The 15804-nt window shown below is 68.1% G+C and carries 13 protein-coding genes and 1 tRNA gene; 4 read left to right on the plus strand and 10 right to left on the minus strand.

Going from position 1 to position 15804, the window contains the following annotated elements; genetic code table 11:
- Positions 1-81 precede the first annotated feature (81 nt).
- Positions 82-954, plus strand: a complete 873-nt coding sequence (locus ACFVVM_RS22010; protein WP_387621240.1) for an NAD(P)H-binding protein — start codon at positions 82-84, stop codon at positions 952-954.
- A gap of 153 nt (positions 955-1107) precedes the next feature.
- Positions 1108-1179 (plus strand) — tRNA-Gly (locus ACFVVM_RS22015).
- A 44-nt stretch (positions 1180-1223) separates the two neighbouring features.
- Here ACFVVM_RS22015 and ACFVVM_RS22020 read toward each other — a convergent pair.
- Positions 1224-1859, minus strand: a complete 636-nt coding sequence (locus tag ACFVVM_RS22020; RefSeq protein ID WP_387621241.1) for a histone deacetylase — start codon at positions 1857-1859, stop codon at positions 1224-1226.
- 105 nt (positions 1860-1964) lie between these two features.
- On the opposite strand from ACFVVM_RS22020, the gene ACFVVM_RS22025 reads away from it, so the two are divergent.
- Positions 1965-2618: a DUF6636 domain-containing protein gene (locus tag ACFVVM_RS22025; protein WP_387621244.1), complete on the plus strand. Its 654-nt coding sequence runs from the start codon at positions 1965-1967 to the stop codon at positions 2616-2618.
- Between the two features lie 85 nt (positions 2619-2703).
- Positions 2704-4608, plus strand: a complete 1905-nt coding sequence (locus tag ACFVVM_RS22030) for an alkyl/aryl-sulfatase (protein WP_387621247.1) — start codon at positions 2704-2706, stop codon at positions 4606-4608.
- 51 nt (positions 4609-4659) lie between these two features.
- On the opposite strand, the gene ACFVVM_RS22035 is transcribed toward ACFVVM_RS22030, so the two are convergent.
- The 9 genes from ACFVVM_RS22035 to ACFVVM_RS22075 form a co-directional block, all read right to left on the minus strand.
- On the minus strand, positions 4660-6906 hold the full coding sequence (locus ACFVVM_RS22035; RefSeq protein ID WP_387621249.1) for a heavy metal translocating P-type ATPase: 2247 nt from the start codon (positions 6904-6906) through the stop codon (positions 4660-4662).
- Positions 6907-6976: 70 nt separating this feature from the next.
- Positions 6977-7912: a hypothetical protein gene (locus ACFVVM_RS22040; protein ID WP_387621252.1), complete on the minus strand. Its 936-nt coding sequence runs from the start codon at positions 7910-7912 to the stop codon at positions 6977-6979.
- Between the two features lie 21 nt (positions 7913-7933).
- Positions 7934-8137 carry a heavy-metal-associated domain-containing protein gene (locus ACFVVM_RS22045; RefSeq protein ID WP_387621254.1) on the minus strand — a complete coding sequence of 68 codons (204 nt, stop codon included), beginning with the start codon at positions 8135-8137 and terminating at the stop codon, positions 7934-7936.
- Between the two features lie 148 nt (positions 8138-8285).
- Complete coding sequence (locus ACFVVM_RS22050; RefSeq protein WP_387621257.1) at positions 8286-9062, minus strand: sterol desaturase family protein; 777 nt, start codon at positions 9060-9062, stop codon at positions 8286-8288.
- Positions 9063-9081: 19 nt separating this feature from the next.
- The gene (locus ACFVVM_RS22055) at positions 9082-9939 is read right to left on the minus strand and encodes a FadR/GntR family transcriptional regulator (RefSeq protein ID WP_387621259.1); all 858 of its coding nucleotides are present in this window, start codon (positions 9937-9939) and stop codon (positions 9082-9084) included.
- A gap of 141 nt (positions 9940-10080) precedes the next feature.
- Complete coding sequence (locus ACFVVM_RS22060; protein ID WP_387621262.1) at positions 10081-10722, minus strand: hypothetical protein; 642 nt, start codon at positions 10720-10722, stop codon at positions 10081-10083.
- Positions 10723-10732: 10 nt separating this feature from the next.
- On the minus strand, positions 10733-12409 hold the full coding sequence (locus ACFVVM_RS22065) for an ABC transporter family substrate-binding protein (RefSeq protein WP_387621265.1): 1677 nt from the start codon (positions 12407-12409) through the stop codon (positions 10733-10735).
- Positions 12410-12438: 29 nt separating this feature from the next.
- Positions 12439-14118: an ABC transporter family substrate-binding protein gene (locus ACFVVM_RS22070; protein WP_387621267.1), complete on the minus strand. Its 1680-nt coding sequence runs from the start codon at positions 14116-14118 to the stop codon at positions 12439-12441.
- On the minus strand, positions 14115-15791 hold the full coding sequence (locus ACFVVM_RS22075) for an ABC transporter family substrate-binding protein (RefSeq protein WP_387622309.1): 1677 nt from the start codon (positions 15789-15791) through the stop codon (positions 14115-14117). The genes ACFVVM_RS22070 and ACFVVM_RS22075 overlap by 4 nt, the downstream gene beginning before the upstream one ends.
- Between the last annotated feature and the right edge of the window lie 13 nt (positions 15792-15804).

The following is a 15804-nucleotide window of genomic DNA, read 5'->3' on the forward strand; positions in this document are numbered from 1 at the left end:
TCGACAGTAGGCGCCCGAGCCCGGCTTGTCCGTGCCGATTTCTCCTATATTCGCAGGCAGGGGAGCGGCCATGCTCATCGCATGATCCTGATCACCGGTGCGACAGGCACCATCGGTTCCACCCTCCTCCACCACCTCGTGGCCGACGGCATCCCCGTCCGGGCGAGCACTCGCGCTCCCGGGAGTGCGTCGTTCCCGCCCGGCGTCGAGGTGGTCCGGGTCGACTACCGCGAGCCCGCCACCTTCGCCGCCGCGATGACGGGCATCGAGGCCGCGTTCCTCAACGGCGTCCCCGGCCCGGACGGCACCGGCACCGACGCCGCACTGGTCGCGGCCGCCCGGGCCGCCGGTGTCCGCCGGGTGGTGAAACTGTCCGCCATCGGCACCGGCGACCCCCGCCTGGCCGGTCCCGGCACCTGGCACGTGCCGGGCGAGCAAGCCGTCCGCGATTCCGGCCTGGAGTGGACGATCCTGCGCCCCAACACTTTCGCGTCCAACACCTTCAGCTGGATCGAGCCGCTGCGCACCGGCCACCCGGTCCCCAACCTCACCGGCGACGGCAGGCAGGCCGTGGTCGACCCCCGCGACATCGCCGAGGTCGCCGCCGCGGCCCTGCGCGACCCGGCCCACCACGGCCGGACCTACACCCTGACCGGCCCCACCCTCCAGACCGGCCGCGAGCAGGCCGCCGACCTGTCCGCCGTCCTCGGCCGCCCGATCGAGGTCACCGACATCGCCCCCACCGACGCCCGCGCCTTCATGACCGCCGCCGGCCTGCCCCCCGCGTTCATCGAAGGCGCCCTGATCGGCCAGACCTTCATCCGCGACGGCCACAACGAACTGCTCTCCGCCGACATCGCCGCGGTCCTCGGCCGCCCCCCACGCACCTACGCCGAGTGGGCCGCCGACCACCGCGCCGCCTTCGCCGCGTCGGAAGTCGGAGGGCGGTTGTAAGGGGAGCACACCCACATCGTTTGTCGGGAACGAAAAACGCGGCTGCTCGCAGGGGCCGGTCCGACCCGGATTTCGTGTTTCGGGGGGTCAGGCGCTAAAGTTTCTTCTCGCACGACGAAGTCCCGGCGATCCCGGAACGGCCTCGATGTGCACGCGGATGTAGCGCAGTGGTAGCGCATCACCTTGCCAAGGTGAGGGTCGCGAGTTCGAATCTCGTCATCCGCTCAACAAAAGCCCGGTCGACAATTTGTCGTGCCGGGCATTTCTCGTCATGTCTTCAGCAATGCCCGCAGGTCGGGTACTTCCCACCGGTCGACAACCCCGGGACACACCCGCAGATACTCGACGATGCGATCGGTGTCCCAGCCGTGGGATTCACGCAGACCCGCGCCGACCATGGAGAGGTAGCGCGCCGAAGGTCGTTGCGGCGCCACGGTTTCCGGCGCCCATGGAGCGGTGAAAGTCAGGACGGGCACACCGTCCTCAGTGCCCGCGTGCACCAAGGTCTCGTAGCGCCCCGCACCGAGCGTCACCGTGCCCTCGGCGAGCACCCGCGCCAGGTCGAGGTCGCCGCCGGGTTCGCGGTACATCTCCTGGGCCTGCAGATCGGCGAACTGGTCGACGGTCAGCAGGTACCCGCGCGCCGCGACGCCGGTCGGCCGGCTTGCGGCCGGACGGTCAGCGTAGAAGGCGACACCCCCGGTCCAGACCGGACTCTGCCAGGCGAAATACAGACTTCCCCGCAGCGTGAGGGCGGTGATCGCCGCGGGTGGCGTGGGGTCGCGGAATCCCGGATAGGTGTGCGAGGTGCCCGGCGGAGTCCCGCCGCGGCGGTAGAAGTCGAATCGCGCTGCGTGCATGTTGGAGCCGTACGCGGCGTACCAGACGTACGGAACTGCGGCCACGGCTCACCTCGCGAAGGTCACGGTTTAGTAAGCAAAGGAAACGAATTCGTTCCTGCCATCGATTGTCCCTCGAAGAGTCGGGGCGACATCGAGGGGAAGAGATTCATGAAATCAGCGATAGTGATCGCCGCACTGATCGTGCTGACCGGGGGCCTGGCCGCCTGCGACTCGGGCACCGTGACCCAGCCACGCACCGAGCTGTCCGCACCGGGCTCGACGACCATGCCGGAACCCGGTGCTCAGGAGCCCGGTACTCAGGAGCCCGGTGACCCGGAACCCGGTAACCCGGAGGTCTCGGTGACGGCGGTCCCGCCCGGCCAGTCGCCGGCCGTCGTGCCCGCTCGCGGCGACAAACTCGTCGACCCCCGCCCCTACCAGCAGCAGGGCGACAACTTCTACTTCCAGTCGCCGACCGGCAACATCATGTGCGGCATCCTCACCGAGCTGTCCCTCGGCGTCGGCTGCCAGCTCGCCCGCACCAATGTCATCCCGGCCCAGCTGCCCGACTGCACCGACGCGCCCGACCGCAAGGTCGCGGTGCACGTCGCCGGCGGCACGGCGGAGTTCCTGTGCACCAGCCAGGGCATCTTCGTCGGCGAATCGGTCGACGGCGGCAGCAAGGGCGGCGGCAAGGTGCTGAACTACGGCGACACCATCAGCATCCTCGGCACCGCCTGCACCTCCACCGAACAGGGCATGCGCTGCGAGGTCGCCGGCCGCGGCTTCTTCATCTCGGCCGACCAGCAGTCCCTGTTCTGAGTTCACCCGCGACGGGTGATCCGCGAGTTCCTCGGTGCGGACAGGCTGGGTGTCGGCAGCCGATTCCGAGCCGAGGAGCGTCGTCATGGGGCAGCACCCGAAGGACCCGACCGAGCAGACCACCGCGGTCAACCGGGCGGCGACCAGGCTCTACGACATGGACGATCGCGCGGATTTCACCACCGCGCGCCAGGGCCTGATCGCAGAGCTGCCCGGCCCGGTGTACTCCGACGCCGACCCCTCGAAGGTCGTGTTCGATCCCTCGGGTTTCGACTACCTCGCTGGTGACCCGCCGACCCCCGATTCGGTGAACCCGAGCCTGTGGCGGCAGTCGCAGCTGATCACGGTGGGTGGCCTGTTCGAGATCACCAAGGGCATCTACCAGGTCCGCAACAACGACATCGCGAATCTGACGATCGTCGAGGGCGAGGACGGCATCATCGTCATCGACTGCATGGCCGGGGTCGAGTCCGCCGCGCAGGCGATGAAGCTGCTGCGCGAGCACGTCACCGACAAGCCGGTCGCCGCGGTGATCTATACCCACACCCACGCCGACCACTACGGCGGCGTGAAGGGTGTGGTGTCGGTCGAGGACGTGGCCTCGGGCAAGGTGCCGATCATCGCGCCGGGCCATCAGTTCGACAAGTTCGCCATCGGCGAGAACGTCGTCGCGGGCAACGCGATGATCCGGCGCAGCTCCTATGCCTTCGGTGCGCTGCTGCCGCCGGGACCGCGGGGATTCGTCACGTGCGGGATCGGCATCTCCCTGACGAGAGGTCCGGTGGTTTCCTACATCTCGCCGACCGAGCTGATCACCGAGACCGGCACCAAACGCGAGATCGCCGGAATCGAAATGGAATTCCTCTACGCCCCCGACACCGAGGCGCCCGAGGAAATGCACATCTGGATTCCGCAGCTGAAGGCACTCACCTGTGCGGAGAACGCCAACCACACCCTGCACAACATCCAGACGTTGCGTGGCGCCCGTACTCGCGATGCCCGCAATTTCGCCCGCTATCTCGACGAGTCCCTCGAGCGCTGGGGCGACGAGGTCGAGGTGCACTACGGTCCGCACACCTGGCCGGTGTGGGGCAACGACAATGTCACCGGATTCCTCGAATCCCAGCGCGACACCTACAAATACATCCACGATCAGGCATTGCGCCTGGCCAACAAGGGCTACACCCCGCTCGAAGCCGCCGAGGTGATCGAGCTGCCCGAGGAACTGCGCCGCAACTGGGCCAACCGCGGCTATCACGGCACCCTGCACCACGATGTGCGCGCCGTGTACACCAAGGAACTCGGGATGTGGGACGGCGATCCGGTGTCGCTGCACCCGCATCCGCCGGTCGAGGCCGCGCGACGTTTCGTCGAATTCGCCGGTGCCGACAAGATTCTCGCCGAAGGTGAACGCGCGATCGCCGCGGCGGACTACCGCTGGGCGGCCCAGATCCTGCACGAACTCGTCTTCGCGCAGCCGGACAATCAGCGGGCCAAGGATCTGCAGGCCGATGCCTACGAGCAGCTGGGATACCAGGCCGAGGGTCCGCAGTGGCGCGGCATCTTCCTCACTGCCGCAATGGAATTGCGCGAAGGAGCGTCGTCGCCGTCGTACGTGACGGCCAGTGAGGACACCATTCTGGCGATGCCGATCGACATCCTCTTCGATTTCGTCTCGGTACACGTGATCGGCGAACGGGCCGCCGATGTCGACCTGCGCATCGATTTCGACTTCACCGACCTCGGCGAGCAGTGGACGATGTGGATTCGTCGCGGGGTACTCAACGCCCGGCGCGGTAAGTCCGCGGACGCGCAGCTCACGGTCTCCGGACCGAAAGCGTTTCTGGTGGCAGTACTGATGAAGCCGGAGGTGGCGACGAAACTGGCTGCGGGACAGCAGATCACCCTCGACGGCGATGCCGAGGCGCTCACCACGCTGGCCGGGCTGCTCGACGATTTCGACCCGGCGTTCCCGATCGTCACGCCATGAACGCGAACGGGGCCGCACCGAATCGGTGCGGCCCCGATGTGATCGCGATCCCTACTGCGCCGTCGACTTGAACCGGCGCAGCCGCAGGCTGTTGCTCACCACGAACACCGAGCTGAACGCCATGGCGGCGCCGGCCAGCATCGGGTTGAGCAGGCCCGCCATGGCCAGCGGGATGGCGGCCACGTTGTAGGCGAAGGCCCAGAACAGGTTGCCCTTGATGGTGGCCAGGGTGCGTCGCGACAGGCGGATGGCGTCGGCGGCGGCGCGCAGGTCGCCACGAACCAGGGTCAGGTCGCTGGCCTCGATGGCGACATCGGTGCCGGTGCCCATGGACAGGCCGAGATCGGCCTGGGCCAGGGCGGCCGCGTCGTTGACGCCGTCGCCGACCATGGCGACGACCTTGCCCTCGGCCTGCAGCCGCTTGACCGTGTCGACCTTGTCCTGTGGCAGCACCTCGGCGATGACCTCGGTGATCCCGACCTCGTCGCCGATGGTGCGGGCCGCGCGGGCATTGTCACCGGTGAGCAGGATCGGGGTCAGGCCGAGCTCGCGGAACTGCGAGATCGCCGGGGCCGAGGTCGGTTTCACGGCGTCGGCGACGACGAGCACACCGCGCGCCTTGCCGTCCCAGCCCACGGCGACCGCGGTCTTTCCCGCCGACTCCGCTTCCGCCATCGCGGTTTCCAGGCTCTCGGGCAGCGGCTGCGACCAGTCGGCCAGCAGCCGGGCGCGGCCCACGATCACCGCGTGACCGTCCACCACGCCCTGCACACCGAGACCCTCGACATTGGCGAAGCCCTCCACCGGCAGCAGCGTCCCGAACTCGTCCTGCGCGCCCTTGGCGATCGCCTGCGCGATCGGGTGCTCCGACGAATGTTCCAGCGCCCCGGCCAGTTCCAGCACCCGGCGGCCCAGCTCGCCCTCGGCGGGCAGCACGTCGAGCAGGGTCATCTTGCCGGTGGTGACGGTGCCGGTCTTGTCCAGCACGATGGTGTCGACCTTGCGGGTGGATTCCAGCACCTCGGGGCCCTTGATCAGGATGCCGAGCTGGGCGCCGCGACCGGTGCCGACCATCAGCGCGGTCGGGGTGGCCAGGCCGAGGGCGCACGGGCAGGCGATGATCAGGACCGCGACGGCCGCGGTGAACGCCGCCGCGACCGCGCCACCGGTGCCGAGCCAGAAGCCGAGGGTGGCCACGGCCAGCGCGATCACGATCGGGACGAAGATGCCGGAGATCCGGTCGGCCAGCCGCTGGGCCTGCGCCTTGCCGGTCTGCGCGTCTTCGACCAGCTGCGCCATCTGCGCGAGCTGGGTGTCGGAACCGATTCTGGTGGCGCGCACCAGGAGTCGTCCGCCGACGTTCACCGTCGCGCCGGTCACGCTGTCGCCCGCGCCGACCTCGACCGGCACGGATTCACCGGTCAGCATGGAGGCGTCGACCGCCGAGGTGCCCTCACTCACCACACCGTCGGTGGCGATCTTCTCGCCCGGCCGCACGAGGAACTCGTCCCCGACGGCCAACTGCTCCACCGGAATCCGGGTCTCGACACCGTCGCGCAACACCGCGACTTCCTTGGCGCCCAGCTCCAGCAGTGCCTGCAACGCGGCGCCTGCCCGTCGCTTCGACCGTGCCTCGAAGTAGCGCCCGGCCAGGATGAAGGTAGTGACACCCGCCGCGGCTTCGAGGTAGATGTTGCCGGTGCCGTCCATCCGCGCGATGGTGAATTCGAACGGGTGCGTCATCCCCGGCGTGCCCGCGGTGCCCCAGAACAGGGCGTACACCGACCAGCTGAGCGCGGCCAGCGTACCCATCGACACCAGCGTGTCCATGGTGGCGGTGCCGTGCTTCAGGTTCGTCCACGCCGCCTTGTGGAAGGGCAGCGCGCCCCAGACCACGACCGGCGCGGCCAGCGTCAGCGAGAGCCACTGCCAGTTGGTGAACTGCAGCGCCGGGATCATCGCCATCGCGATCACCGGGACGGTGAGCACCAGCGAGACCAGCAGCCGGGTGCGCAGGGCGGCGGTGGGGTCGGGTTCTTCGGCGGGGGCCGCCTCGACCTTCGGCGCGGGGACTGCCGCGGTGTAGCCGGCCTGCTCGACGGTGGCGATGAGCTCCTCGGGGGAGACGTCGCCGGTGACATCGACCCTGGCCTTCTCGGTCGCGTAGTTGACCGTGGCGGTGACCCCGTCGAGCTTGTTGAGCTTCTTCTCGATCCGGTTCGCGCAGGAAGCGCAGGTCATGCCACCGATCACCAGTTCGACCTGGCCGGTGCCGGGTTTGTGTGTCGCGGTGGTCATGGGCTGCTCCGATCGTTTCCTGATATCGATTCTTGCTGAGAGGTTGCGGGGGTGTGCTCGGGGTCGGGTCTCAGTGACCGTGACCGGGCGTGCCGTGGTCGTCCGGTGCGTTCGTCGGCGCCGGACCGGTCACACCGGTGGCATCCGGCTGGGCCACCCGCAGGGTGAACTCGGCGGTGCGCACCACGCCTTCGTGCTGGAAGTCGAGGAACAGCCGGTAGTCGCCCGCGCTCGGCGCGTTCACCACGAAGTCGATGCCGGGACCGGGCGCGGTGACCCCGTCGCCAGGCGAACCCTCGGGGTGAACGTGCAGGTAGGCGAGGTCGGCGGCCCGCAGGGCGACCAGGTGACCGTAGGCGCCGAGGTAGGGCTGCAGATCGGTGACCGGCTTGCCGTCGCGGCTCACCGAGAGGCTGACCTGCGATGCTGTTCCCGGGGTGACCGTGCCGTCGAGGGTGACCGTGTACCCGTCGACCTTTGCGGTCGGTGCGGGAGCGGGTAGTGCCTGCACGTCGTAGTCACCCGCGACCCGCAGATCGGCGCCCAGGGTCAGATTCGACCCGCCCGCCGGGGTGAAGTCGGCGTAGACCCGGTAGTCACCGGCCCGGCTCAGGTTCAGCGGAACCGTCCAGGTCCCGGCCTCGTCCAGCACCGGATGTACGTGCTGGAAGGCGGCCATGTCGCGCCGGACCACGATCAGGTGCAGGTCCTTGTCGTGGCTGTTGACGTACTGGGTGACCGGCGCGCCGGTCCGGTCGAGAATGCGGAAGCTGGTGCTCACCTGCGCCGCGGCCTCGGTGTTCGGCTGATCCAGCGCCAGTGTGTAGCCCTGGTCGGTGGCCATGAGCCCACCGGGCAGCTCGGTCGCGGGCGCCGCGGCCTCGTGCTCGTCGTGCGCGGCCGGTTCGGCGGGCTCGGGTCCGATCAGGGCGCCGACGCCGAGAGCGATCCCGAAGACCGCCACGAGGCCGAGCGTGAATCCGGCGAATTTGCCTGTCGCGTTCATCGGGATGCTCCGTTCCTGGTGTCAGTCGGCGAGCTGGAAACCGGCCGCGGTGACGGCCGAGGCGAGGACGGTGCGCTCGGGTGCGGTGCCCGCGATGGTCACCGTGCCCTCGGCCAGATCGACATCGACGCCGGTGACGCCGGGCAGCGCGCCGACCTTGTCGCGCACCTTGTTGATGCAGCAACCGCAGGTCATGCCGGTGACGGTGACAGTGGTGGTGCTCATGAATGCTCTCCTCGTGTCCGTGTTGATTCTTACCATACCCCCCTAGGGTATTGTGTCAAGTGGTTGCTCCGATCTTGTGCGGGAGCTGGCGAAACGAGTGAGACCGGCCCGCTGAACAGCGGGCCGGCCTCGTGATGGGGTAGATCGGTTAGGAGCTCGCGTGCAGATTGCGGGCGGTGGGGGAGGTCGGGGTGGTGGCCGGGTCGGGGGCGGTGCCGAGGAGGCGGTCGGCGGTGCCGGAGGTGGTCACCGTGAACCAGTAGTGCTCGTTCTTGTAGTGGTGGTGGCGATGGTTGCGCCAAACAGCCCGGTAGAGAGCATGTTTCGGCTTGTAGTCGGTGTGGATCAGGTAGTGCGTCCACTCGTAGAGCAGGCCGAGGGTGCCGATGGTGAGCAGGAAGGTCAAGCCGAGGCCGAGGCGGGGGAAGGCGAGCAGCCCGATGGCGACCAGGGCGGCGATGGTGAGTGCGAGCGACTTCGGTGGGATGAAGATCAGCGGGATGTCACGCGGGTCGACATGATGCGCGCGATGCTTGCGCGCGAGTTCGCTGTCGACGGTGAGTGGGCCGAGGTGGCGGGGACGCCAGTGCAGCACGGTGACGTGAATGATCCACTCCACCAGCGGAAACGCGGCGAGGATGAGCAGTGGCACCAGCGCGTCGGTGAGTTGCCAGTCGCCGACGGCGATCCGCGCGGCGAGCGCGGTGGCGAAAGTGGCGGCGATCATCCAGGGCGAAGGATGGCGCACGAACTCCCGAAAAGCGTCGGGCAGACCGAGCCCGCGACGAACGGCGCGGGAGGAATCGGCTCGCCGTTTCGCGGAGACGTCGGGTCGGGAGTGTGGCGCCGGGAGGGCGGCGCTGCGCGGCGGGGCCGCATCGGTGGTGTCGCGCGACGTCGTTGTCGGCCGACGGTCATTCGTCATTGCGGTTCCTCGGGTGAGTTCACGCCCCGTCGAGGGCGTGGATGAGAGCGGTGGTCGCCGGTCCGAGCAGTGCCCGGGCGGATTCGGCGGCCCGGTCCGGCTCGCCCGCGTCGATCGCGGCGGCCAGGTCTCGATAGGCGTCCCCATTGCCCACCTCGGCGGACATGATCGGCGCCAGCGCCGCCAAGGCTGGTTCGTAGGCGGCGCGCAGCATGGAATACATCAGCCGGAACGCGATCGAATCGGCGAGCTCGAGGACGTGATCCCAGAACTCGAGCGCGATCTTCTGCTGAGCGAGCGGATCTGTCTCGGCGACAAGCGAATCCACGGACTCGTTCAGCAGAACCAAGCCGCGGTCCACGTCTACCTCCGGCCGGCGAGTTCCCTCCCCGCCGAGCGCGGCGCCGATGGCCGCCGGGCCGGTGTTCGCGCTGGTGGCGTTCGCGCCGCTGGTCGCCCCGGCGGTGGCTGGACCGGTAGTCAGGTCGCCGCGCGACCGGGTCCGCCGCACTCGCGCCGCGGCCAGCTCGGCGATCTTCGGACCGTTGTGCAGCCGCGCCTCGAGAATGCTGCGGGCGACGGCCGGATCGATCGTGTCACCGCGAAGCAGCAGCCGAGGCAGCACCTCGAGCCCCGCGCTGCGCCGATAGTCGAGCACGGTGGTCGCTTCCCCCTGCCGCACCGAAACGAGCCCCGCCGCCGCCAGCCGCTGCAACGCCTCCCGCACCGCGGGCCGCGAAACCCCCAACGCCTCCGCCAGCTGCCGCTCACTCGGCAACGTGCTCCCCGCCGCCAGCTCCCCACCCAGCACCTCGGCGGCGATCTGCTCGAACACATCACCGGAAACCGACCGCTTCACCACAGGAGTCCACGCCATATCCCCACTCTGACACCGAACAGGTAAGAGGTCAAGTGGTCAGACCAGTTCCCTCCAACTTGGACAGCTGATCACCAGGCTCTGGTGCGAGCAACGCCCGAGAGGCGAACGCCACCAGAGCCTGGTGATCGAATGTCCAGCTCAGCTGGGGTCGGAGCCCCGGATGGCGGAGAGCCAGGTGAAGGTGGCGGCGGCGACCGTGGTGGCGGCGACGAAGGCGCCGAGACCGCCGTCCATGACATAGACCCAGAGCAGACCGGCGAGCGGGGCGCCGATCGCGAACTGGAGGTCGAGAATCAGGCGGCGACCCAGGCCGTACGCGGGCGGGTCGGCAGGGCGGGTGGGATTGTCGATGAGCTTGCCCGGCGGTTCGGTGTTGCGCACCCGCCCCGAGGGGAAGAACCGGACCTCCCCGGAACGGATCGCCGAACCCGTCAGCTCGACTTCACTGGGGACGAACGTGGACAACTCCGGCGCGTAGAACACCGGCAACCACACCACCCGATCCCCACTCGAGATCTCCAACCACGACCGGCTCACCAGCCGATGCTGCTGCCGAACCCGCCGGCCCCGCACCACCCCCACCGCCCGCAACCCACTCGGCAACACACCAACCGCCACCCCCAATTGCCAAGCGCTATAGGCGAGTACCGCCAACGCCACCACGGCCAGCCCACTCAACTGATCCAGATCCGCGAACGGCACCCACGCCGCGATGACGACAAGGGTGCCGCTCGTGACCAGCAGCGGATACGTGAGCGCACGCGCCGGCCCGGAACTCACTGCGGGAGGCTCACTTCAGGAACCCGATCTTGGTGTAGTCGTAGGAGGCCAGGCCAGGCGCGCCGAAGTTCGCGAGGGTGTCGCGAGCGGCGATGTTGCCGGGCGACTGCATCAGCGGAAGAGAATGACCCTCCTCGAAGACCTTGCGGTCGACATCGTTCGCCAATTCGATCGCCCGGTCGGGGTCCAGCTCGGAGATTGTCTGCTCGATCAGGGCATTGAGCTCCGGTGAGCCGATCCGTCCGTAGTTGCCCTGCAGGTCATCGGGGTTGTAGCCGTAGATCTGGGTGAGGCTGCTGAGCGGGAACGGATCGCCCACCCAGCTCCACTGCCCGACATCGAAGTTGCCCGGCATGATGTGCTCGGTGAAGAAGCCCTGGCCGGGCTTGGTCTCGATGATCAGCTTCACGCCGATCTGGGCGAGGTTCTGCTGGATGATCTGGCCGATCTGCACCCACTGGTCCTGGACCGGCATGACATCGCGGATCTCCAGCCGCTGCCCGTCCTTCTCGCGTACGTCACCGTTGAGCGTCCAGCCCAGCGCGTCGAGTTCGGCGGCCGCGGCGGTCGGATCGAACCCGAGGCTGTTGTCCTGGTAGCCCTTCTGCCCACTCAGATAGATGTGGTTGTTCAGCGGTTTCGGCTCTTGGACCATGCCGTTCTGCAGGGCGTTGGCGATGCCCTGGCGGTCGATCGCCTTCGAGATCGCCACGCGGACACCCTGATCGGCCAGGATGGAACCGGGCGCGCCGTTGAACGTCAGATGTGACCAGCTGGCACCGGGCGCGCGGCGGATCGCGATGCCGGGGGTGTTGCGCGCGGTCTTGAGTTCGTCGCGATCGGCCAGGCCGACGGCGTCGATCTCGTTGTTCTGCAGGGCGGGCAGCATCGCGGCCGCGTCGAGCACGCTGAAGGTGATGGTGTCGAGCTTGGGAGTGTCGCCCCACCAGTGCGGGCTGCGAGCCAGGACGACGCGACCCTGTGCCCGGTCGACCGACTCGACGATGAACGGTCCGGCGGACGGACCGGCCGCGTCGACGAGACTGCCGTTGAACGCCTCCGCGGTCGCGGTCACCGACTTCGGGAACAGGAACGAGTTGCCCGCGAACTGGCCACGCCAATCGGCGTAATGCTGATCGAAGGTGATGACGGCCTGTTTGTCGTCGACCCCGCGCTCGACCTTCTCGACCCGATCGAAGCCGCTGTTGTTGGCGATCAGGAACGCCGTGTCGGCGCCACTGAGCGCGGCGGCCTGGGACTGGATGTCCTCCCAGGAGATCGGCGTGCCGTCGGACCAGACCGCTTCCGGATTGATCGTGTAGGTGACCTGCTGCGGGTCGGTTCCGGTCAGCTCGACATCGGTGAAGTAGTCGGTGTTGACCGACAGGTTCGCCGCCGCGTCGGTGGTGAACGCGCGGGGCATCGTCGCCTTCATCAGCGCACCCAGGTCGGCATCGTTTCCGTCGGTGTGCAGGGCATTCCAGTTCTGCGGCAGCGCGCTGAGCGCCAGGCGCAGATTGCCACCGTCGCGCAGCTCGCTGACATCCCTGGGGTTGATGTCGTTGGAGGTGCCGAGCGTGGCCTCGCCCTCCGCGGGGATGTCGTCGCCGGTGGCGCATCCGGCGGCGAGCAAGCCGACGATGACGAGTGGGACCGCCAACCGGGTGGTCACCGAACGAATCCGCATAGTTCCCGCTCCTTTTTGCTCGTTGACGCCTACTCGACGAAACCGACCTTCGTGTAGTCGTAGGAAGCCAGCCCGGGCGCCCCGTAGTTCGCGAGATTCGCCCTGGTCGCGACCGTACCCGCGGACTGCACGATGGGCAGGGAGAAGCCCGACTCGAAGATGATCCGGTCGGCTTCGTTCGCCAGCTCGATCGCGCGTTCCGGATCGAGTTCGGAGATGATCTCCTCGATCAGCGCGTTGAGCTCGGGCGAGCCGATGCGGCCCTTGTTGCTCAGCGGGTTCTCCGGGTCGTAGGCGTAGATCTGGGGCAGCGCGCCGAGGGGGAAGATGCTCTTGGCCCAGACGAACTGGGCGATGTCGAAGTTGCCCGGGTCGATCACGTCGGTGAACAGGCCGTTGCCGGGGTAGGTCTCGATGATCAGTTTCACGCCGATCTGGGCCAGGTTCTGCTGGGCGATCTGCGCCATCTGCGTCCAGGTGTCGGCCTGGTACATGACATCGCGGATCTCGAGCTTGCGGCCGTCCTTCTCGCGGACGTCGCCGTTGAGCTTCCAGCCCAGCTCGTCGAGCATCCGGGCGGCGGCTTCGGGGTCGTAGGACACCGATTCGGCGTTGTCCCGGTAGCCCTTCTGGCCGACGAGGTAGAGGTGATTGTTCAACGGCTTCGGGTCGGCGACCACGCCCTGCTGGGTCGCGGTGGCGATCGCCTGCCGGTCGATGCCCTTGGAGATGGCGACCCGCAGCTTCGGGTCGGCCAGGATCGAGCCGGGCGCGCCGTTGAAGGTGAAGTGCGAGAACCGGTTCGCCGGTGCGCGCCGGACCGCGATACCGGCGGTGTTCGTCGCGGTGGTGACTTCTTCGATGCCGTTGAGGGCGGTGGCGTCGAGTTCGTTGTTCTGCAGGGCGCTCAATCGCGCCGCGTTGTCGAGCACGCTGAAGGTGACGGTGTCGAGTTTGGGGGTCTCGCCCCACCACTTCGGGTTGCGGCCGAGCACCACCCGCTGCTGGGCGCGATCGATCGAGGTGAGCAGGAACGGACCCGACGACAGCGGCATCTCGTTGCGGAACGCCGTGTCGAACGACTCGGGGGTCGCGGTGCTCAGCCGCGGGTAGAGCGGATTGAACAGGCCCTTCCACTCCGCGTAGTGCTGGGCGAAGGTCACGATCGCCTGCCGGTCGTCGACCCCGCGTTCGACCTTCTCCAGCCTGCTGTAGCCCTGGCTCGCCGCGATCTTGAACGCGTTGTCGCGACCGCTCAGCGCGTTGGCCTGGGAAGCCAGGTCCTCCCACGTGATCGGCGAACCGTCGGACCAGACCGCCTGCGGGTTGATCGTGTAGGTGATCTGCTGGGGATCGGTGCCGGTGAGCTCGACCTCGGTGAAGTAGTCGGTGTCGACGGTGAGCTCGCCGGCGGCGTCGGCGTTGATCGTGCCGGGCAGCGTCCAGCTGACGATGTCGCTGACCTCGCCGTCGGAATCGACGTGACTGCTGTTGAAGGTCGCGGGGAACGAGGTCAGCGCCAGCCGCAGGTTGCCGCCGTCGCGCAGGTCGTCGCGGTCACGCGGGTTGATGTCGTTGGTCGCCCCGATCTCGTTGACGCCGGACTGCACCTGCGTCTCCGATCCACACGCCCCGAGCACCAGCGCGACAGCGAGAACTGGTGCCGCGACACGGAAACCGGCCCGACGCGGCCGAACGGGAGCACTCATTTCAGGAATCCGATCTTCGTGTAGTCATAGCTCGCCAACCCCGGCGAACCGATGTTGGCGAGGGTGGTGCGGGCGCCGACGCTGCCGTCGGACTGCATGAGGGGCAGGGAGTGGCCTTCTTCGAAGACCTTGCGGTCGACCTCGTTGGCCAGTTCGACGACCTTGTCCGGGTCGAGTTCGGTGAGGGTGCGTTCGATGAGGGCGTTGAGTTCGGGGGAGCCGATGCGGCCGAAGTTGGCCTGCAGGTCGTCGGGGTCGTAGTAGTAGACCTGGCGGATGCTGCTGAGGGGGAACGGGTCGCCCTGGAAGATGAACTGGGCGGCGTCGAAGTCACCGGGCTGGATGACGTCGGTGAAGAAGCCGGCGGCGGGCTTGGTGTCGATGGTGAGGCCCACGCCGATCGCGGCCAGGTTCTGCTGGATGATCTGGGCGATCTGGACCCAGGTGGGGTCGTTGTACATCACGTCGCGGATGACGAGCCTGCGGCCGTCCTTCTCCCGGACGTCACCGTTGCGGACCCAGCCGAGCTCGTCGAGTTCGCGCGCGGCGGCCTCTGGATCGAAGCCGAGGCTGTTGTCCTGGTAGCCCTGCTGGCCCTGCAGGAAGATGTGGTTGTTCAGCGGCTGCGGGTTCTCGACCAAGCCGTTCTGCAACGCGGTGACGATGCCCTGGCGATCGATCGCCTTTGAAATCGCCACGCGGACACCCGCATCGGCCAGGATCGAGCCCGGCGCGCCGTTGAAGGTGATGTGGCGCCAGCGATTACCCGGCGCGCGGCGCACGACCAGGCCCTCGGTGCCGCGCACGGTCTTCACCTCGTCGATCGAGTTCAGGCGCACGAGGTCGATCTCGTTGTTCTGCAGGGCCTGCACCCAGGACGAACTGTCGAGGGCGCTGTAGGTGATGGTGTCGAGGACCGGCGTCTCGCCCCACCAGTTCGGGTTGCGGCCCAGGGTGATTCGGCCCTGGGCGCGGTCGGTGGCGGTGACGATGAACGGTCCGGCGGTGAGGCCGGGCGCGTCGACCAGCCCGGTGTTGAACGACTCGGGCGTGCTGGTCACCGATTTCGGATACAGCATGCTGTTGCCCGCGAACTGGCCGCGCCAGTCGGCGTAGGGCGTGCTGAAGGTGAGGACGGCCTGGCGGTCGTCGACCCCGCGCTCCACGGTCTCCACGAACTCGAAACCGTTGGTGATCGCGATCAGATACGCCTTGTCCCGGCCGCTGAGCGCGTTGGCCTGCGCGGCGATGTCCTCCCAGGTGATGGGCGAACCGTCCGACCACACCGCGTCCGGATCGACCGTGTACGTCACCCTCATCGGGTCGGTGCCGGTGAGCTCCACCGAGCTGAAGAAGTCGGTGTTGACGGTGAGCTCGCCCGCGGCGTCGACCACGAACGCGCGCGGCATCATCGCCCAGGCGATCTCGCCGATGTCACCCTCGTTGCCGTCGTTGGACAGCGTGTTCCAGTTCGGCGGGTAGTTGGTGATGGCCAGGCGCAGGTTGCCGCCCTCGCGCAGGGCGGACCGGTCCTGGGGATTGATGTCGCTGGTGGTGCCGATCGCGTCGCTGAGCCCCTCGGCCGACTCCGTACCGGATCCACAGGCCGCCACGATCATCCCGGCGGCCACCACCACGGCGGCACACCGCAGCCTCGTACCGCGGGCGCGCAGGCGTCGGGATCTC

It is taken from the genome of Nocardia sp. NPDC058176 (assembly GCF_042883805.1).
Classification (GTDB): Bacteria; Actinomycetota; Actinomycetes; order Mycobacteriales; family Mycobacteriaceae; genus Nocardia.

Coding starts and splice junctions, on each gene's coding strand:
- ACFVVM_RS22010 (WP_387621240.1), top strand. CDS start 82: ATGATCCTGATCACCGGTGCGACAGGCACCATCGGTTCCACCCTCCTC.
- ACFVVM_RS22025 (WP_387621244.1), top strand. CDS start 1,965: ATGAAATCAGCGATAGTGATCGCCGCACTGATCGTGCTGACCGGGGGC.
- ACFVVM_RS22030 (WP_387621247.1), top strand. CDS start 2,704: ATGGGGCAGCACCCGAAGGACCCGACCGAGCAGACCACCGCGGTCAAC.
- ACFVVM_RS22035 (WP_387621249.1), bottom strand. CDS start 6,906: ATGACCACCGCGACACACAAACCCGGCACCGGCCAGGTCGAACTGGTG.
- ACFVVM_RS22040 (WP_387621252.1), bottom strand. CDS start 7,912: ATGAACGCGACAGGCAAATTCGCCGGATTCACGCTCGGCCTCGTGGCG.
- ACFVVM_RS22045 (WP_387621254.1), bottom strand. CDS start 8,137: ATGAGCACCACCACTGTCACCGTCACCGGCATGACCTGCGGTTGCTGC.
- ACFVVM_RS22050 (WP_387621257.1), bottom strand. CDS start 9,062: ATGACGAATGACCGTCGGCCGACAACGACGTCGCGCGACACCACCGAT.
- ACFVVM_RS22055 (WP_387621259.1), bottom strand. CDS start 9,939: ATGGCGTGGACTCCTGTGGTGAAGCGGTCGGTTTCCGGTGATGTGTTC.
- ACFVVM_RS22065 (WP_387621265.1), bottom strand. CDS start 12,409: ATGCGGATTCGTTCGGTGACCACCCGGTTGGCGGTCCCACTCGTCATC.
- ACFVVM_RS22070 (WP_387621267.1), bottom strand. CDS start 14,118: ATGAGTGCTCCCGTTCGGCCGCGTCGGGCCGGTTTCCGTGTCGCGGCA.